The 18,425-nt window shown below is 72.3% G+C and carries 14 protein-coding genes and 1 pseudogene; 10 read left to right on the top strand and 5 right to left on the bottom strand.

Going from position 1 to position 18,425, the window contains the following annotated elements; all coding sequences use genetic code 11:
• Positions 1 to 133: 133 nt before the first annotated feature.
• From O7632_RS22665 to O7632_RS22655, 3 genes are all read left to right on the top strand, one after another.
• Positions 134 to 658, top strand: coding sequence for a hypothetical protein (locus O7632_RS22665; protein ID WP_278117028.1), 525 nt, complete (start codon positions 134 to 136; stop codon positions 656 to 658).
• 64 nt (positions 659 to 722) lie between these two features.
• Entirely contained in the window at positions 723 to 1,649 is a 927-nt protein-coding gene (locus tag O7632_RS22660) for an acetamidase/formamidase family protein (protein WP_278117026.1), read from the top strand.
• 72 nt (positions 1,650 to 1,721) lie between these two features.
• Positions 1,722 to 2,444, top strand: coding sequence for a hypothetical protein (locus O7632_RS22655; protein WP_278117025.1), 723 nt, complete (start codon positions 1,722 to 1,724; stop codon positions 2,442 to 2,444).
• Between the two features lie 58 nt (positions 2,445 to 2,502).
• Here O7632_RS22655 and O7632_RS22650 read toward each other — a convergent pair whose 3' ends face one another.
• A complete protein-coding gene (locus O7632_RS22650; protein ID WP_347403643.1) occupies positions 2,503 to 2,712 on the bottom strand; it encodes a hypothetical protein in 210 nt (69 codons plus the stop codon).
• Between the two features lie 66 nt (positions 2,713 to 2,778).
• A complete protein-coding gene (locus tag O7632_RS22645; protein ID WP_278117022.1) occupies positions 2,779 to 3,288 on the bottom strand; it encodes a hypothetical protein in 510 nt (169 codons plus the stop codon).
• Between the two features lie 93 nt (positions 3,289 to 3,381).
• On the opposite strand from O7632_RS22645, the pseudogene O7632_RS22640 reads away from it, so the two are divergent.
• Positions 3,382 to 4,317 (top strand): annotated as a pseudogene (locus O7632_RS22640) (helix-turn-helix domain-containing protein); the annotation flags it as partial.
• Between the two features lie 38 nt (positions 4,318 to 4,355).
• Here the strand turns inward: O7632_RS22640 and O7632_RS22635 are convergent.
• The gene (locus O7632_RS22635; protein ID WP_278117021.1) at positions 4,356 to 5,411 is read right to left on the bottom strand and encodes an acyltransferase; all 1,056 of its coding nucleotides are present in this window, start codon (positions 5,409 to 5,411) and stop codon (positions 4,356 to 4,358) included.
• Between the two features lie 232 nt (positions 5,412 to 5,643).
• Between O7632_RS22635 and O7632_RS22630 the strand changes: the two genes are divergently transcribed.
• The 6 genes from O7632_RS22630 to O7632_RS22605 are packed head-to-tail and all read left to right on the top strand — an operon-like array spanning position 5,644 to position 17,506.
• Positions 5,644 to 7,998 (top strand): vWA domain-containing protein, encoded by a 2,355-nt coding sequence (locus tag O7632_RS22630; protein WP_278117019.1) that lies wholly within the window; start codon positions 5,644 to 5,646, stop codon positions 7,996 to 7,998.
• Between the two features lie 27 nt (positions 7,999 to 8,025).
• Positions 8,026 to 11,148, top strand: a complete 3,123-nt coding sequence (locus O7632_RS22625) for a tubulin-like doman-containing protein (RefSeq protein ID WP_278117017.1) — start codon at positions 8,026 to 8,028, stop codon at positions 11,146 to 11,148.
• Entirely contained in the window at positions 11,145 to 13,445 is a 2,301-nt protein-coding gene (locus O7632_RS22620; RefSeq protein ID WP_278117015.1) for a hypothetical protein, read from the top strand. Before O7632_RS22625 ends, O7632_RS22620 begins: the two co-directional genes overlap by 4 nt.
• Entirely contained in the window at positions 13,429 to 14,463 is a 1,035-nt protein-coding gene (locus O7632_RS22615; RefSeq protein WP_278117014.1) for a hypothetical protein, read from the top strand. The genes O7632_RS22620 and O7632_RS22615 overlap by 17 nt, the downstream gene beginning before the upstream one ends.
• On the top strand, positions 14,460 to 15,569 hold the full coding sequence (locus O7632_RS22610; protein WP_278117012.1) for a hypothetical protein: 1,110 nt from the start codon (positions 14,460 to 14,462) through the stop codon (positions 15,567 to 15,569). Before O7632_RS22615 ends, O7632_RS22610 begins: the two co-directional genes overlap by 4 nt.
• Positions 15,566 to 17,506, top strand: a complete 1,941-nt coding sequence (locus O7632_RS22605) for a hypothetical protein (protein WP_278117010.1) — start codon at positions 15,566 to 15,568, stop codon at positions 17,504 to 17,506. Before O7632_RS22610 ends, O7632_RS22605 begins: the two co-directional genes overlap by 4 nt.
• 13 nt (positions 17,507 to 17,519) lie before the next feature.
• Here the strand turns inward: O7632_RS22605 and O7632_RS22600 are convergent, their stop codons facing one another.
• Both O7632_RS22600 and O7632_RS22595 read right to left on the bottom strand, forming a co-directional pair.
• Entirely contained in the window at positions 17,520 to 17,651 is a 132-nt protein-coding gene (locus O7632_RS22600; RefSeq protein WP_278117008.1) for a hypothetical protein, read from the bottom strand.
• Positions 17,635 to 18,375 carry a hypothetical protein gene (locus O7632_RS22595; protein ID WP_278117006.1) on the bottom strand — a complete coding sequence of 247 codons (741 nt, stop codon included), beginning with the start codon at positions 18,373 to 18,375 and terminating at the stop codon, positions 17,635 to 17,637. Before O7632_RS22595 ends, O7632_RS22600 begins: the two co-directional genes overlap by 17 nt.
• Between the last annotated feature and the right edge of the window lie 50 nt (positions 18,376 to 18,425).

The following is an 18,425-nucleotide window of genomic DNA, read 5'->3' as shown; positions in this document are numbered from 1 at the left end:
GCGGTCTGCTCACCGCGCGGTGGCGGTGGCGAGGTCGACGGTAGGGAAACACCTGATTCCGGGACGTCCGGCCGGTCGTAGCGTCTGAGCCGATGGCGGGCCAGCCACGCGCCCCCTCGACCTGGAGAACCCGATGCGACGTCTGATGACACCGGTCCTGGTGCTTGCCCTGCTGACGACCGCTGGCGGATGTGCGGCCGAAGCGGACGGCACCGCCCCTGACCTCGGCGGCACTGTCGCCGACGCCGAGGACGGGTCGACCGACGGTGGCGAGTCGACCGACGGTGTCGTCGGTACCACGGTGCCGCCGTGCTCCTTCACCGTCGAGCAGGTCACCGACCTGGTCGGGCAGCCGATGGTCGACGACGGCAACTGCCTGTTCGGCGACGGGAACGGGGTCGCGGCGCTGACCATCACGATGGCGTCCGGCGGTGCCGGTGCCGCGACCTACGACTACCAGCTCGAACAGGCCGAGGCCCAGTACGACCAGGTGATCGAGGTCGAGGGGGGATACCTGGCGGTCAAGGACATCCGGGCCGAGGCGGTCGTGGTCAGCGACGCCGGCAGCTACACACTCACCATGTCCAGTTTCGACCGGTTCGGCGGTACGGCCTACGAACCGGTGCTGCGCGGCCTGCTGGACGCGTTGCCGCGCTGACCGTGCTGCCCGCTGACCGTACTGCTCGGTGCTGGTGGTGCCGCCGAGACGGTAACCTGCGGCGATGCGGCATCACCTGGAGCCGGACAGCGGGACTCTGCACGGCTACTTCTCACCCGACTATCCACCGGTGCTCACCATCGACCCCGGTGACACGGTCACCTTCCGGACCCTGGACTGCTGGTGGTCGGCTGGTCCCTACCAGGGTGGACGGCACGACGATCGGGCCCGGGTCGCCCAGCACCGGCCGGGATTCGGTCACGCGCTGACCGGTCCGATAGCGATCCGGGGTGCCCGGCCCGGGACGACCCTGTCGGTACGGATCGACGAGGTGGTGCCGGCCAGCTGGGGGACCACCCTCGCCGGCAGCGCGTTGACCCCGCACAGCGAGCGGTACGGCATCGCCGGCACCGAGACGGTGCACACCTGGCAGCTCGACCCGGCCACGATGACCGGCCGCAACCAGCTCGGGCACTCCGTCGCGCTGCGGCCGTTCCTCGGGGTGCTCGGCATGCCGCCGGCGCAGCCGGGGGAGCACTCGACGATTCCGCCGCGCCGCTGCGGCGGCAACCTGGACTGCAAGGATCTCGTCGCCGGTAGCACCCTGCTGCTGCCGGTGACGGTCGACGGGGCGCTGTTCTCCGTCGGCGACGGGCACGCCGCCCAAGGCGACGGCGAGATCTGCGGTACGGCGATCGAATGCCCGATGGACCGGGTCCAACTCACCTTCGACCTGATCGAGGACCGGCCGTTGACCGGCCCGGTCGCCCGGGTGGACGGCGCCTGGCTGACCCTCGGCCTCGGCGACACGCTCGACGCCGCCACCGCCGACGCGCTCGACGCGATGATCACGCTGATGACCCGCCGGTACGATCTGTCCAGAGGGGACGCGGTAGTGCTGGCCAGTGTGGTGGTGGACGTGCGGGTCACCCAGATCGTCAACACCGTGGTCGGGGTGCACGCCCGGCTGGCCGACGACGCCCTCCGGTGATGGCGCGGCGGGTGGCCGCCGGGTGGCGCGGCGGTGGCAGACTGTGCGGTAGCGACCACGCGGGGGAGGTACGTGCTGGTGTTCGGTGCGGCGTGCCCGGTCCGGGCTACCGAGCGGGACTGGATCGACGAATCGCTGTCCTGGTTGGTCCGAGAGTTCGGTGAGCCGGCGCTGCGCGGCCCGGTGGTGCTGCCGACGGACGACTTCTTCCCGGGCGAATACCACGGCAGCGAGGCGGACGTGGCGGCGGTGCTGGACCGGGTCGCCCGGCACATGTCCGTCGACCCGGACCGGATCGAGTTCGTCTACGAGCGGGTCGACGAGGCCGAGGCCGCGCTGCTGGCGGGGCTGCCCGCGTACGCGTCGCGCAGTTCGGGCGCTGCCGGTCACTACGTGCGCCGGGCCGGTCGCGGTGTGATCACCATCGACGGGGCGCAGGCCAGCCAGCCGATGGCCCTGGTCGCCACCATCGCCCACGAGCTCGCGCACGAACGCCTGCTCGGCGAAGGTCGGCATCGGGCCGACGCCGCCGACCACGAGCCGCTGACCGACCTCGCCACCGTCTTCTTCGGACTCGGCATCTTCACCGCCAACGCCGCGTTCGAGTTCCGCAACCGGTCCGGCGGGTGGCAGTCGAGTCGGCTCGGCTACCTGACCGAGCCGATGTACGGCTACGCGCTCGGCCGGTACGCCTGGCTGCGCGACGACCTGTCGCCGTCCTGGGCCAGGTATCTGGACACCAACCCGCGCAGTTACCTGCGGCGGTCGCTGCGCTACCTGGCCCGCCGCCGGTAGCCCACGCTTGCTCCGGAGTCGGCCGATCGCCGTACCGCCCCGGTGTGTCCGGCATCGGTCAACGCCGTACCGGTGTGTCGGCCGTTCGCAGCCGACGGAGCACCAGCAGACCGCCGACGCCGGGTAGCAGGCCGAGCAGCCGGGTCGATCTCGGCGCGGCCGGTTGCTGCGCGGCGGCGACGATCACCAACAGGTACGCCGCCCCGTGGGTCGGGCCCAGCAGCGACGACACCGCCGGCCAGTGCACGGTCGCCAGGTTGACCAGCATCACGATCAGGGTGGCGAGTTCGACCCCGGCGGCGATCCGCAGCAGCCGCAGGCGTGCCGGCACGGCTCACACCCCCGTGGTCGAGCCGGGCCGGACGATCATCAGCACCGTGACGGTCGCCCAGAGCAGGTTGAACACCCCGGTGTACGCCGCCAGCCGCCCCGGCGCTGCGGTCGGCGTGCTCGCGGTCGTGGTCGCCGTGGCCACGGCCGTCGGATCCGGTGCGGTGCCGGTGTCGTCGATCCCGGCCAGCAGCGCCGCCTGACGGGGCAGGACCCGCAGCACCAGCAGCGCGGCGGCGATCGCCGTGAGCGTGATCGACACCAGCAGCCAGGCGTCGGTGAGCACCCCGAGGCTGGTGGCGGTGGCCAGGCCGAAGACCGGCACGACGATCCCGACGGCGGCGTACACCCGGCAGATCCGGTGCAGCGTACGCAGCGTCGTGCGGGCGGCGGCATCGTGCGGGTCGGCGATCGCCCGCCGCGCGGCGGCCGGGAACATACTGGCCGCGACGGTGACCGGGCCGATTGCCACGATCGCCGCGAGCACATGGACGGAGAGCAGGAATTTCGTCACGACGCGACGGTATGGGCACCTTCGTGACCCGACGAGTGGCCAGCAGGACACAGGTCAACGGATTCTCGCCAGCACTGGCGTACCGTCGATCGCGTGCACCGGATCGCGATCCTCGCCCTCGACGGGGTGATCCCGTTCGACCTGTCCACCCCGATCGAGGTGTTCAGCCGGCTGCGGTTGCCCGACGGCCGGGCCGCGTACCAGGTGGTGGTCTGCGCGGCCACCGCCGAGGTGGACGCCGGCGCGTTCACCCTGCGACCCGCCGCCGACCTGTCCGCGCTGGCCGCCGCCGACACGGTGATCGTTCCCGGCTGCGCCGACCCGGCCGCCCCGGTCCCGGAGCCGGTGCTGGCCGCGCTGCGGGCCGCCGCCGATGCCGGCATCCGGATCGCCTCGATCTGCTCGGGTGCGTTCGTCCTGGCCGCCGCCGGTCTGCTCGACGGCCGACCGGCCACCACCCACTGGCTGGCCGCCGCCGACCTGGCCGCCCGCTATCCGGCCGTACGGGTCGACCCGGACGTGCTCTACGTCGACGACGGGCAGATTCTCACCTCCGCCGGGGCCGCCGCCGGCCTCGATCTTTGTCGGCATCTGGTCCGCCGCGACCACGGCTCGGCGGCGGCGGCCGACGCGGCCCGGCTGTCGGTGATGCCGCTGGAACGCAGCGGCGGGCAGGCGCAGTTCATCCCCGCCCAGGTGCCGCCGGGGCCGCCCGAGCCGGCGATCGAGCCGCTGTTGTGTTGGCTGCGTGAGCAGGCGGCCGAGCCGTTGACGCTGGCCCGGATCGCCGACCGGGCCGGCATGAGCCCACGGACGCTGCACCGGCGCTTCCGCGAGCACACCGGCGTCCCGCCGCTGCGCTGGCTGCAAGAGGCCCGGATCCGGCAGGCCCAGCATTTGCTGGAAGCCACCGACGACGGGGTGGAGCGGATCAGCCGCCGGGTCGGCTTCGGCTCGCCGACGGCGTTCCGGGACAGCTTCAAACGGGTCGTCGGCGCCAGCCCGTACGCCTACCGGGCCGCGTTCCGCCAGCCGGTCCGCGAGAGCCGGCCGGGTAGCGAGCGGAATCAGCCCGGCGGTAGCAGCGACGGGCGGCGGCGGGCGGCCAGGTCCTCGACCCAGCCCAGCGCCAGCACCACCGCGACCAGCAGCACGGTGCCGACGCCGAGAATTGTCGACTTGCCGGCGTAGAGGCCGGCCAGGTTGAGCAGCGCGGCGGCGGCCCACAGCACCGGCAGGTGCCAGACGTAGATGGTCACCGCGCGGGCGTTGATCCTGCGGATCAGTCGGGCCAGCCACGGCACCTGCGCCAGCCAGTCCAGCCGGGGCCGGGCCCGCATCAGCAGCAGCACCACCGCCCAGCCCCACACCAGCGCGCCGAGCTGGTCGTCCTCGCCCCGGTCGGACAGCCACATCATCGCGCCGAGCGCCAGCGCGCCGACGCCGAGCACGTACCACCTCAGCGGCACCCGGTCCAGCAGCCCGGTGTGTCGGGCGTAGCCGATCAGCCAGCAGCTGCCGTACGCGGCGGTGGACCAGATCACGTCGGTGACCGGGTTGACCGGCAGCTCGACCAGCGGCGAGGCGAACACGACGGCGAACGTGGCCAGGGTCAGCAGCGCGCCGGCCGGCCAGCGGCGGAACGCCCACCACAGCGGCGGGGAGAGCAGCACCAGCCACAGGTAGGCGCGGATGTACCACAGCCCGAGGGAGAACGGCCCGCCCCATTCGCTCGACGGCGGGTTGCGCAGCGGTGCCACCCACCACGTCACGTCCGGCAGGCTGGGTCGCCAGCCGACCAGGATCATCAGCGGTACGGCGACCACGGCGAGCGCCCACAGCGGCGGCAGCAGCCGGCGCAGCCGGGAGCCGACCACCCGCAGCGGCGCGCCGCGCTCCAGGGACACGGCGGTCAGGTAGCCGGCGAGCGCGAACATGACCGGCATCGCGGGAAACACCGTCGGCAGCCAGGTCAGCCACAACGCGTGCAGCAGGTAGACCCGCAGGATCGCCAACGCCCGCAGCGCGTCGATGTACGGGCTGCGCTCGCGTATCCGGGTTGGCGCGGCGAACTGGGCAGACGTCTCCTGCTCGTTGTCTCGCAGGGGCGGGCTGACACGCATGGAGGCCGAAAATAGCTCGGTTACCTGGGCGTTCCCGCAACGTCCGGTGTCGGGGTGGCAACGAATCAGTTAACGCCGCGCCCGCACCGTCGCCGTCAGCTTCTGCCGGTCGGCCATCGGTCGAACCCGTCCGTCAGGTAGAGGTGTGCACCCGCCGACCCACGCGATCGGTACGCCGATGTGGACGCGTTGTCGAGGAAGAGGAACTGACGTGCGAGTGAGCTGTCGAAGAGTGGCCGCAGCGCTGCTCGTCCTGGGGCTGCTCGGCCCGGTCGCGCTGGTGCCGGGGCCGGCGCCCGGCTGGGCGCGGAGCGACGGCGAGCCGCGTCCGGTCAAGGTCGTCGTATTGGTCGATCAGTCCGGCTCCCTCGGCCCGGAGGGTGTGGCGGCGGAGCGGGAGGCCGCCGCGATCATCACCCAGAGCGAGTTCTCGCCGCGTTCGGAGCTGGCGGTTGTCGGTTTCGCCAGTGACAACGGCCCGGGGCAGTCCCCGGTCGACATCGTCTGCCCGATGACCCAGGTGGACAGCGAGCCGCAGCGGGAGTTCCTCACCACCTGCGTCGAGGACCTGCGTATCCGCAAACCGGACGAGGGCGACGACACCGACTTCGTCAGCGCGCTCCAGCAGGCGCTGAGCCTGCTCGGCGACGACCCCGACGACCCCCGGGCCAAGATCGTCTTTTTGCTCACCGACGGCGTGCTCGACGTGTCCGACAGCGATCGGTACGGCGCGGTGGAGCAGGACCGCAACCGGGTCGCCAGGGCCCAGCTCGACGAGGAACTGGCCCGGGCCAGGGAACAGCGGGTGCAGGTGTGGCCGCTGGGCTTCGGTGACCAGGTCGACGAAGCCAGTCTGCGGGAGTTCGCGGCCGGCGGCAGTCAGCATCGGTGCAGCGACAGCGCTCCGGCGCCGCAGGCCCGGGTGGTGGGCGACGCGGCCGACGTGGTGCCGTCGCTGCTGGAGGCGTTCGCGTCCGCCCGGTGCGCGGCGGTCACCCCCGACCGGCCGCAGTCCCTTCCCGGTGGCGCCAGCCGTGAGTTCACCGTCGACGTACCGGCGATCGCCACCACCGGATCGATGACCGTGGTCAAGCGGGACCCGCGGATCGTCGTGGAATACCGAGACCCCTCCGGGCGACAGGTGCCCACCCGGGGACGCCTCGGCGACAGCACCTTCCAGATCAGCGGGGAACGCGGCGCGGTCGAAGTGCTTCGGATCGACAACCCGCTGCCGGGTCCGTGGCTGATCACGGTCCGCTCGGCCGACGGCGTGCCGACCCAGCAGATCAGCGCCCGGGTGGTGTGGCAGGGCGTGGTGCAGGCGGCGGTGGTGCTCGATCCGCCACAGCCGGTGCCGGGTGAACCGGTCACCGTCTCGGTGGCGATCTCGACCCGGCGGGGGGCGATCGATCCCGCCTCGACATCCGCGTTGTCGGTGGCGGTCCGGCTGGGCGGGGAGGGGTTCGACGAACTGGTCACGCCGTTGCGCGACGACGGCACCGCCGGGGACGCCACCGCCGGCGACGGCCGCTACACCGGGACGGTCCGGGTGCCGGAGTCCGCTGACGGCCGGCTCGCCTTCGTCGGCACGGTGTCCGGCGAGGGGATCGTGACCGACGAACGGCCCGCCAACACCCGGGTGTCGTCGGCCGGCCCTGGCGTACGGACCCAGATCGAGCTGCCTTCGGGTGCCCGGGTCGCACCCGGCGGCCAACTCGCCGGCCGACTCCTGATCGACAACGAGTCCGGCGACGCGGTCGAGCTCCGGTTGTCGCTGTCCGACCTGGACGACGGGACACTGGCGACCCTGCGGCCGGCGACGGTGGACGTGCCGGCCGGCACCGGACGCAGCGATCACCCGTTCGTCGTCGAGGTGGCCGAGTCGAGCCGCCGGGGCCCGGCGCAGTTCGTGCTGCGGGTGGTCGACGTCGCCGACGACGACCTCGTCTACGGCAACGCCCTGGTCACCGTCGACGTCGACGACCCGCCGCCGCCGTGGTGGAAATGGCCGCTGATCGTGCTGGCCGGGTTGCTGGCGGTCGCACTGGTCGGGTGGTCGCTGCTGCGCCGGCGCGCCGCCGTCGCCGCCCGCGACGTACGGGGCCTGGTCGCCGAGCTGTACCGCGACGGCCACCAGGTCAACTACCTGGCGGCACCGGACCGGCGGGCGAGCGAGTTCCGGTTCGTCGTACGGGACGAGCACAGCGGCGCCGGTCGGCTCGACCGCGCCCAGCCCGGCGAACCCGCGTACGTGGTGCGCCGCCGACCCGACGGCTCGTACGCCGTACGGACGCCCGGCGGCGGCGAGCAGGTCATCGGCCGGGCGCAGCGGATCGCGCTCGCCGAACCCGGGCGGGAGGTCGGTCTGCGCGACGAACGAGCAGATCGCCGCACCCGCCGCCCGGCCGGGTCCCCGACGGGCAGGTCCGCCGGGGACCCGCTCGCCGATGACGACCTGATCGCGACCCCGGCGGCCGGCCGGCCGTCCGTCAGTTCTGAACGGGGCGACCCCGGATTCGGCGGGTCCGGCCCCGGCTCCAGCGCTACGGGTTCCGGCGGGCGTACCGACGATCCCTTGACGTGGTGACCACATGCGGCAGACAGGAGTGACGTCGTGAAGATCTTTCAGCCGATGCTCTACGTGGGGCTCGGCGGCACCGGCTGCCTCGTCGGCGCGGAGCTGGAACGCCGACTGCGGGAGGAACTCTGCGGGCCGGACGGGACCGACCTGCAGGAGGTGATGGCCGGCGAGAACTTCCAACCCTTCCAACTGCCGGCCTGCCTGCAGTTCGTCTACGGCGACCTCAGCGACGCCGAACTCGCCCGACTGCCCCGCCAGGTGGTGCCCAGTGACGAACACCTGGGCATCGTCGACCGTACCCAGCAGCGGATCCGGGATCTGGTGCCGAAGCAGGCGACCTATCCGGAAGTGGCGCGCAGCTTGCGAACCAACCTGTACCCGTACGTGCGGGACTGGCTGCCGGACGCGGCGGGAGAGCCCCGGATCGGGCCGTTGCCGCGCGGCGCGGGGCAGCTGCCCACCGTCGGCCGCGCCGCCCTGTTCGAGACGATGCGCCACGGCGTGACCCCGATCCGTGAGCCGTTGCGCGAGGCGATCGGCCGGATCAGCAAGTCGGGTTCGCAGATCAGCCAGCTCAACGGCCGAGTCGACAACACCTGCGACGTGTTCGTCTCCTTCTCGGTCGCGGGCGGCACTGGGTGCGGGATCTTCTACGACTTCCTGCACCTGATCGGGCACACGCTGCAGCAGGCCGGGTTCCGCCCGCAGATCTATCCGCTGGTGCTGATGCCGTCGGCGTTCGAGGACGGCCTCGGCGGCGGCCGCCGCGCCATGCTCAACTCCGGTCGGGCGCTGCTCGACCTGTTCCGGCTGGTCGACGACCAGAACGGGCAGGCGGCCGGCACCCAACTCGACGACTTCGGTACGGTCGGGTCGGTCGGCGTCCGGTATCCCGCGCTCGGCGAGGTGCGGCTGCGCCCGTCCACCGTGCAGACCGCCTTCCTGTTCAGCCGGCCACCGGGTGTCGAACCGTCGGACCTGCACCGGTCCGTCGTGTCGTTGATGCTGTCGCTGGTCGGCACCGACCACGACGAGGCCGGGGAACACGTCGGGGCCGCCGACCGGCTCTACCAGTCGTTCGCCGACGAGTTCATCAACAAGGGCGTCGACCGGGAGATCGCCGCCGCCTCCGGCGTCGGCAACCGTGGCGTCTCCACCGCCCTGGTCGCGTCGATGACGGTGCCGGTGGACGAACTCGCCGACATCATCGCCTCCCGGATCCTCTCCGAGGCGGTCACCGAACTGTCCACCGCGCCACCGGGTCGCGCCGAAGCCAACCGGCCGTTGATCGAACGGTTCTTCGGCATGGCACACCTGGACCCGCTGCGGACCTGCGCGCCGATGGAATTCGCCGAGGTCGCCCCGGAACGGGGACACGAGGCCGTCACCGCCGCCCTGCGGACCCGGGCCCGGACCATGCTCAGCGGCCTCGACGCGCTGGACCAGCAGTTGGCCAGCCAGATGCCGGCGCTGGCGCAACGCTTCGACCCCCGGCGGGCCGCCGAGCAGCTGATCGGCGAGATCGACGTGTTCCGGCTGCACCGCGTGGTCTCCGGTGACCCGTCACTGGCCGACCCCGCCGACCGGCTCGGTTTCATCGGCCTGGTCGAGAGCCGCCGCAGCGAGCCGGCCGCGCCCGACGGGGTGGAGGTCAAGCCACCGCTGCCGGCGATCGAGAAGAGGTTGATGCGCTCGGTCCGGTGGTCCGACCCGGACGTGCAGGACTGCCTGGAACGGCAGGACCGGTGGTACCGGTGGCGCACCCGCCGGGCCTGGCACGCCGCCTGGGCCGAGCAGACCACCCGGTGGGAACGGCCGTTGGCCGCGCTGCGCCGGGACCTGCTGCAGATCACCGGCCAGTTCGCCGGGTACGCCCAACGCAACGACATCGGCAGCTTCAACCAGCGGGCCAAGGACCTGTACCGGCCCCGCACCGGGGTTTCCTACCTGCTTCCGCCGCAGGGCAGCGACCTGGAGCCGTTCTACCAGGCGACCCTGCGCCGGTTCGTCAGCTACTACGTCGCCCAGGGCCGGCTCCGGCCGACCGCGACGCCCGGTGACATCGTCCGGGAGGTCGTCGGCGCGGAAGGCTGGCGCCAGTGCTACGTACAAGGCTGGCAGCGTGGTGCCGACAACGCGGTCGCACTGGTCAGCGACCGGATCAAGCAGGCCGTCAAACGGCTGTTCCGCTATCAGACCCCGGACGAGCAGCCGCTGCTGCCGGCGTTGAGCGACCTGCTCACCGCTGCCGCTGACAAACCCGCCGGCCCGGTCGGCGACGACGACCTCACCCAGTTCCGGCACAAGATCGCCGGTCTGGTGCCCGGTGGGTTCTCGCCGCAGGGTACCGGCCCGCTGAAGGTCCTGATCTCGTACGCGGCCGGGAGCCGGGACAGCGAGATCGAGGCGTACCTGGAGAACCGGCTCAACCTGCCCCGGGAATCTGGAGCCGTCCGCGACTTCCGCTCGGTGGACGCCGAGTCGATCGTCGTCGTGCTGGTCCGCACCTCGATGAGCGTCACCGAGGTCCCGGAACTACGGGGAGTGCTGCGGCAGTGGTCGGACGCCGTACACCACGAGGAACCGCAGGACTACCTGCGCTGGCGGCAGCGTCTCGGCGACGACTCCGGCTACCTGATGACCACCCCCGAGCACCGCACCCGGATCCTGCACCGGCTGCTGTGCGCGCTGTGGAACGGCCAGATCGAGGTGCTCGCCGGTGACGAGGCGAGCCCGGTCCGGATCCGGGTCGGACTCGGCCAGCGGCAGTCGGTCTCCATGACGCTGGACCTGCACCCGTTCGAACGGGCCTCCTCCTGGGGCGGCCTGCTGCGGGCGTACGAGGAATGGACGATCGCCGACGACGACGTCATCCGGCAGGACTTCGCCGAGAAGCTGATGACGACCCGGCCGCACGACCTGGACAGCGCCCCGGCCCGCCCGAGCAAGCTCTACCAGTTGGTCCGGCAGATCGCCGAAGACGAGGTCCAGGTGCTCGACCAGATCGGTCGCCAGATCCCGCGCGGCAACCGAGCCCTGGACCTGCGCCGCGAGTTCTGGGCCCGGACGTTCCCCGGCGCGCTCGACATGCCCTTCGAAGCGGTCTCCAACCCGGTCCGGGACAACCTCCGGGAGCTGGAGGAGGCCCTCGGATGAGCAATTCCAGTCTGCGGGCGGACCTGCCGGTCGTCCGTCGCCACGACCTACGCCCACCGGGTGCCGCGCGCCGCTTCACCCAGGACCGGGTTGCTCAGGAATCGGGACGCACGTTGGTGATCGCGTATCACCCGGACCTGGCCGAAGTCGAGTCGACCCTGTTCGACATCGCCGCGAGTCCCGGGGTCCAGCTGATCTGCGTCGTGATCGGCGTCCCGTCCCACGACGTCGATCGCCCCGCGTTGGCCCTGCCCGCGATGCTCGCCACCGAGGGCATCGCCACCCTGTGGGTCAGTGACCCGGCCGGCGCCGGCTGCGGCTGGTGGATCGAGACCGGTGGGCCGGCACTCGACGCTGCCCAGCTACTCGGCTCGGAGTCGGCCTCGGCACTCGACCTGCTCGACGACTGCCTGCAGGTGCCGGACGTCTTCGACGCGGTACGGGCCCAGGTAGAGCAGATGGCCGATCACGTGGCCAGTCCCGGGCTGCTCGCGATCAGCGGCCGCATCACCGGCGAGCTGCTGCGGACCTCGCTGCGCCTCGCGGTCACGCAGCTGTGCGCTGACACCGGCCGCGACCGGCGCCCCGAGCTGGCGCACTTCGTCGCGTCGGCACCAGCGCTGTCCGGTCCGGCAGACGTCGACCGGATCCTCACCGACGAATCCGAACTGCACCGACATCGCACCGCCGCCGCGTCCGCCGCCGACGCCGCCGCCGACCAGGTCCGCCGGATGGCCTGGCTGCGGCACCTGCTCGGCCCCGACCGACCCAGCCGGACCGTCGTCGAGCGGATCGACCGTGTGCGCGCCGAACGGGCCGAGCTGGTACGGGTGGTGGCCGACCTGCTCACCTCGGCGCAGCACCCAGGCAACGACCCAAGCGGTCAGGCGCTGCGTGACGACCTGCGCAACCGCGGCATCCTGCTGCCCGACCCACCGGAGGAGTCGAACCCGGGCGCGCTGCTGACGAAGCTGCGGGTCGACACCAGCCGGCTCTGGCGGACGTCGAACGTCGGCGTCACCCAACGATGGCTGCGGGCCCTCGCCGACCGGGCGACACCGCAGGGCAGCGGCCGTTACCTGCCGCAGCTGACCAGACTCCGTCCCGACGCCGGACCGGTACCCGAGTTCCCGCTACCGGTCCGGCCGGGATGGCTGTTGCTGATCCTCACGGCGGCCTCGCTGGCCGCAGGCCTCGCCGGCCCGCCCGGCGCCGTGGTGCCGCTGTCGGCTGCACTGCTCGTGCTGATGCTGTTGGCGTGCCGCCCGGCGGCCCGGGGCGAGGCCGGGGTCGCGTCGGCGGCGCGTCCGCTGCTCACCGCGTACCTTCCGGCGATGGCGGCGGCGACGGCGGCCGGCGTCCTGATCGCGGGCCTGATCGGACCGCCACCCCTCATCGTGCGGATCGCCCTCGTGGGCATCGCGGCGGCGGCCGCCCTGGTCGCCGTACACCACTGGTGGCGCGGCGCCGTCGCACGGTGGTCGGCCCAGCTGGAACCGATGATCGGACCACAGTGGTCGAGCGGGATCGACGCCCTGCTGCATCGGGTCGTTCACGACGAATGGCGGACGGTGCCGGCCCGGGCGCTGCTGGCCGACGCCGCCGTCTCGGCGGCGGTGGCACTCGACCGGGCGACGGCCGTGCTGCGCGATCGGATCGGCCCGTCGAGTACGCCGACCGCCACTGCGCCGTACGGGGAACCGGCCAGCGACGTCGACGGCGACCTGGTCGAGGTGCTCGCCGCCGACCTGCGCGACGCGGTCGCCAGCGCGCTGGACGTCGTCTGGGACCGCGCCGGCAGCGGCGGCAGCCTGAGTGGATCCTGGGATCAGGTCGACGACGTGCTGATACGGCATCTCGACGACTACCGCCGACACCTCGAAAGCCACCACGTCAGCGACGCGCCGCCGTTCGCGGACCGGTCCCGTGTCCGGGCCGGCGTCGACGCCGGCTGGGGTGGTCCGGAGCGACTCGGGAACGTGTTGGCGACGGCGTTCGGCGGCCCGCTGGTGCAGCTGTGCCAACCGCGACACCTCGGTCTGCTCTCCCGGGAGCACCTGAGCGGTGTCCGGTTCGCGCCGGCCGCGCTGCGGGATCGAGGCACCGCACAGCTGCGGCACCGGGGCGGCGGGCAGCCGCTCGCCGAGATGACGTGGACGGAGTCCGGCGTACTCGCCGGTGTGCTGCGGCTGGTGCCTCCCCGCCAGGGCGTCGCGCAGACCTACTGGCGCAGCAACGACGACGAAGCCGCTTGGTGGGCAGACTCGGAGGGGGATCACCATGTCGAAGCCGAGTGAACCGGACGAGGTGATCCGGTTGGCCTACCGCAGCGCGACCGGGGCCAGCGCCGAGGTACTGGCAACCGGACGCGCCTGGCGGATCGGCCGCCACGGCCTGATGAGCCGGATCCTCGACGGCTCCGACGGCCAGCCACAGATGGTGCAGTACGCCAGGGCGGCCGGACCGTCGGCCACGGGTCCGACGCCGTACCGTCTGCTGGACAACCAAGCGCGAGCCGGGGTACGCATCCACCGCCGCTACCATGGGCAGCCGCCCGCCGGCCTGCCCTGGCTGGTCGGCTACGACCTGGACGGGGCCACGCCGTTCGTGCTGTGGCGGCACTGGTCCGGCCGGACCGCCGCGCAGGTCGCCGGCCAGCTGCTGGTCAACCAGCGGCACGAGTTCGAAGCCGGACTCTTCCGCTGCCTGCTGCAGCTGACCGCCGCCGGCGTGGTGCACGGTGGTATCGACACCGACACGGTCGGCTGGGACGGCCGGGACGTGCGGCTGATGGACCTGTCCACCGCCGTCGTCGCCGGTGAGCCGTACTCGGTGCCGGACGCCGTCGCCGCGCCACGGCGTCCGGACGGGGCAGCGGACCCGGCCGACGACATCCTGGCCGCCGGCCTGCTGATGTACCAGCTGGTCACCGGCCGACCCGCCGGATCCGAACAGCCGCCGCGCCCCGACCCACAGTCGCCACTCGCGGTCATGCTGGAGGGCGTGTTCTTGGCCGACCCGGCCGCCCGGCCGGACGCCGCCCGGATGCTGCGCCGCCTCGGTGCCCCCACCGAGCTGCCGCCCGGGCCGGCGGAGCCGGATCCCGGCCTGGTCGCCGGGGCGGCGGCCTTCGACGAGGAACGCGCCCGTAAAGCGGCGCTCTGGCAGGAGATCAGCCGGCGCGCCGCCGCCGAGACCGGGCCGTCCGCCGCCGGTGCCCGTCCTCGTCGAGCCGCGTCGCTGCTTCTTGGTACGGCCGTGCTGGCGCTGGTCGGACTGGTCGCCGTGATCTGTCTCGTGGGGGTGTTCCGGTGAGTCCTGCTACTGAGCCCTCTCCAGTGCCGGGTGCGCCGGGTGCGCCGGGTGCGCCGGGCGACCCCGACCGCCGGGTCCGCTGTCCGCTCTGTTTGGACACCGTCCGGTGGGGCGACGTTGGCGACGAGCTCTACTCGTTCGCCGACGGCGCCGGCTACCGGCCACTGGTGCTGCCCCCGACGACGTCGCCGGAGAAGCGGGCCGGTGTGCTGCGCACCGCCCACATCCGCTGCCCGAACCAGTCCGGAGACACGCCACGGCACTACCTGCCGCTGCTGTATTCGATCTACCAGCAACCGATCGTGGTTGGTTTCGTCGGTGCCTCCCTGTCCGGCAAGACACATCTGCTGGCGGCGATGATCGGCGAGATCGAGAACGGTGGACTCGCCCGGTACGGCCTGCAGGCCGTGGCGTTGGACCTCAACCGGCACCGATCGTTTCTGAACTCCCACACCCGTCCGCTGCTGGAGCGGGGCGACAAGCTGCAGGGCACCCGGGAGGGGGTGGTGGACTTCGCCGATGCCCTGCTGATCAGCTCACCGGCCGGCACCTGGCCGGTGACCTTCTTCGACATCGGCGGGGAAGACCTCGGGCAGCTACGGGACAACACCCGTTTCCTCAACGGAGTGACCGCCCTGGTGTTCGTGCTCGACTCGGACATCGTCACGGGTCGGTCCGGACGAACCGGTGGTCGACCGGCGGACGAGACGTACCGCTCGGTGTTGAGCCTGCTGCATCCGGGCGCGGGGCTCCTCGACGTTCCCGCCGCCGTGGTGATCAACAAGTCCGACATTCATCGGTTCGATCCGCCGGTGGAGAACTGGCTGCGGCGACCGGCGCCGGCCGGGTTGGACCCGGAGCGGATCCTGGCGGAAAGCCGGGACGCGTACGCCTTCCTGCACCGGGCCGGCGCCACCGCCCTGCTGGAGCCCTATCGCACCTGCCGCCGCTGCACCCTGCACTTCGCGTCCGCCACCGGCGGCGAGGCACGAGGCAGTGGCTACCCGGGGGGTGTCCGGCCGATGCGCGTGCTCGAACCGCTCGTGGCGCTGCTGGCGATGTCGGGCGTGCTGGCCGAACCTGCGGCCCAAGAGGTGGGGCGGTGAGCACCGACAGCCACCGCGACCGGGTGGACCAGATCCTCTACTGGTGGACGCCGGACAACACGCACGGGCGCGGCGTCGGCCCGGTACGCAACTCGGTCCAGACCGACCAGAGGTTCACCGCCTACGTGGAAGGGCTTGCCGACTTCGTCCGGATGAGCGACGCCGGGCCGACCCGACGACCGCCGTGGAGTCTGACCTACGTCCGTTTCAACGCCTGGGCGGCGGCGATCCGCCGTACCCGGGTGGCCGACGACAACCGCCACGACATCGGGCACGCCCTGGTCGGCCACCCCGACAAGATCACCCCGTCGCTGGTTCTGGCGCTGAGCGACTGGCCCGAGTGGCGGGTCGCCGAGGACCTCGATTGCCCGGTGTCCCCGCTGTCGGGAAGCCATCTGCGACAGGAATGCCGACGGCGGCGGCCCTCGCTCGACGCGATCGGTCCCGACGCCGCCGCGCCGGCCAGCATCCTGTTGGCACACCGGCTCGCCGAACCCGACGCACAGTTCGGCGTGGTGACCCCGCCGGACGTCACCCCGGAGGCGATCGTCGCAACCCTGTGGACGGTCCACCAGACCCTGGCGGCCGTACTGCACGAAGCGGACGAATTCGATATCCGGAACGAGACGTTCACCACCTACGCGCCGGGCTTGCACGACGGCACCGATGATCGTCTGCGTACGGTCTGCGCGCCCACTGTCGGATCGACCGGATCGTTCGGCGTCTCCCGGCAGGTGGTCCACCCGTGGCAGGCCGGCGGACAACCACCCCGGGAGGTGATCGCTCCGGAGGACGCGGCCGCCCTGGTCGAGCTCTACGCCAGGCTCGGTCCGGACGGATTCGGCGCCGAGTTGCAGGCGGCCGGGCATTACCGGTCGGGGGACACGCGGAGTCGCATCCGGCAGCTACCGGGGACCATCGTACGGATGCGGGACGCCCTCGACGCCGGACAGCGGGCAGTCCAGCCCCGCCCGTCCCAGCCGGTTACGCAGCCCCGGCCGTCGCAGGCCGTCACGCAGCCGCTCCCACACCAAAGCGGGGATCTGCTGTCCGGGCCGCACCTGGATCTGATGGGTCCGTCCCGACCGGCACACAAGCAAACGCTCAGGAATTCGGCGCGTCCAGCCCCACGACCGTTCAGCTCCACGATGGATGAATCGGCGGCACCCGCGCCGGAGCCGGTGGGCGAGCCGTCGACAACAGCCTTCGATAGCGCGGCAGCCTCCGGCAGCGCGGCAGCCTTCGACAGGTCAGGGTCGCATCCCGCCGACGACCACTACCACTACCACCAGCCGCCGGCCGCCGGCCGGCTACCGCAGGAGAGCCGGTCCCAGCCGTACACCAGCAGGTCGGACCTGCCAGCGACACCGGTGGAGCTCATCCGCCGGGTCATCCGGGTCCCGCCCGGCGATCTGGAGCAATGGCTCGCCTGGAACCTTCCCGCCGGCACCGATTTCGGTCCTGACGACCGGTCGGCGGTCCGCGCGGAACTCGTCAACGCCGGCTTTCACGCGGCACTTCTGTTCGATCGCCTGCCCGCAGATCTGGCCAGGACGGTGGTGACCCGGCTTGTCGAGGTGGCGATCGGTCCGGACCTGGCGACCAGCGATCCGCGGACCTGGGAGTTCCTCCGCTCGCCCGGACTGTCGCCCGTGGTCGTCCGGGCGATCTGCGACCACGCCTGCGACCGAGGACTCCCGGCACCGCTGCTGCCCTGGCTCGGCCTGCGCTATCTGGACCAGGCCGGCCATCACGTCCCGCCCGACTCACCCGTCTGGCCGGCCGCCCCCGCCGCGCCGAAACGCTGGTGGCTGCGGCTGCGCACCTGGCCGCGCGTCCGGCGTACCGCATTGATCCGGGTCGGCTGGCTGGTCAACGCGCTTACCGCCGGAGTGTTGATCGGTCTGCTGCTGGCGATCATGCTTGTCGACAGCTGACCCACCGGCCGACCTACCGCTGTCGCACCGTCAACTCCACCGGCACGGTCGGCACCGGGTACGGGGTCTGCGCCCGCAGCGCCAACGTGGCCACGTACCGGCCGGGCCCGTCGACGCCGGTCGCGGCGTCAGCGGTGAACCGCACCGTCACGGCCTTCGACGGGCTTGGTGCCGACGTGAAGCTGGCCGGCTGTACCCGCAAGCCAGGGCACCTCGGCCTGCGGCGTACAGCCGTCCGCACCGGACCACCGGGAGATCGACGGCAGGGCCGCCCACTGCGGCGACATGCCACCGATCGCCAGCCCGCCACAGGCACCGGCACCCCGGGACGCCGCCTGCCCGGTCGGGGCCAGCTCCTGCCACGCGTCGGCCACCGGGTCGTACCCGATGGTCCGGTCGGTGGTCCCCCCGGCGGACAGCATGCCGCCGGCCAGCACCAGGCGGCCGGCGGCCACCGAGTACGCCATGCTGGTCACGTGCTCGGGCATGGCCGTGCGCGCCGACCAGTGGTCGGTGTCCGGGTCGTAGGCGAGGGTGTCGGCGTAGTCGCCGTCGTGACTGAACCCGCCCGCGCAGTAGATCCGCCCAGCGAGGGTCTGCCGCACCCCGGTCGCCGGATCGAACACGTCGACCGCCGACTGCGGCCGGAACTCGGTATCGCAGCAGCCGAATACATACACCTTGCCGTCGACCGCCGGTTTGCCCCGGTCGCGGGGCAGGTCCGGCAGCCCTTGCCAGGCGTCGGCGGCCGGGTCGTAGGCCCACGCCTGCCGGGTGGTGCCGAGGTGGGTGCCGCCGCCGATCGAGTAGACCGTGCCGTCGAGCACCACGGCGGCGTTGTCGGACAACCCGTCCGGGGCGTCGGCCAACCGCTGCCACGGCGGCTTCTACGGGAATCCACCCGCAAGAGGTGTGGGCA

This window comes from Solwaraspora sp. WMMD406, assembly GCF_029626025.1.
In the GTDB taxonomy this organism is placed as follows: Bacteria; Actinomycetota; Actinomycetes; order Mycobacteriales; family Micromonosporaceae; genus Micromonospora_E.
This window is presented reverse-complemented; position numbering and strand designations above follow the sequence as displayed.

Coding starts and splice junctions, on each gene's coding strand:
- O7632_RS22635 (WP_278117021.1), bottom strand. CDS start 5,411: ATGCGTGTCAGCCCGCCCCTGCGAGACAACGAGCAGGAGACGTCTGCC.
- O7632_RS22650 (WP_347403643.1), bottom strand. CDS start 2,712: ATGCTGGTCAACCTGGCGACCGTGCACTGGCCGGCGGTGTCGTCGCTG.
- O7632_RS22665 (WP_278117028.1), top strand. CDS start 134: ATGCGACGTCTGATGACACCGGTCCTGGTGCTTGCCCTGCTGACGACC.
- O7632_RS22620 (WP_278117015.1), top strand. CDS start 11,145: ATGAGCAATTCCAGTCTGCGGGCGGACCTGCCGGTCGTCCGTCGCCAC.
- O7632_RS22660 (WP_278117026.1), top strand. CDS start 723: ATGCGGCATCACCTGGAGCCGGACAGCGGGACTCTGCACGGCTACTTC.
- O7632_RS22615 (WP_278117014.1), top strand. CDS start 13,429: ATGTCGAAGCCGAGTGAACCGGACGAGGTGATCCGGTTGGCCTACCGC.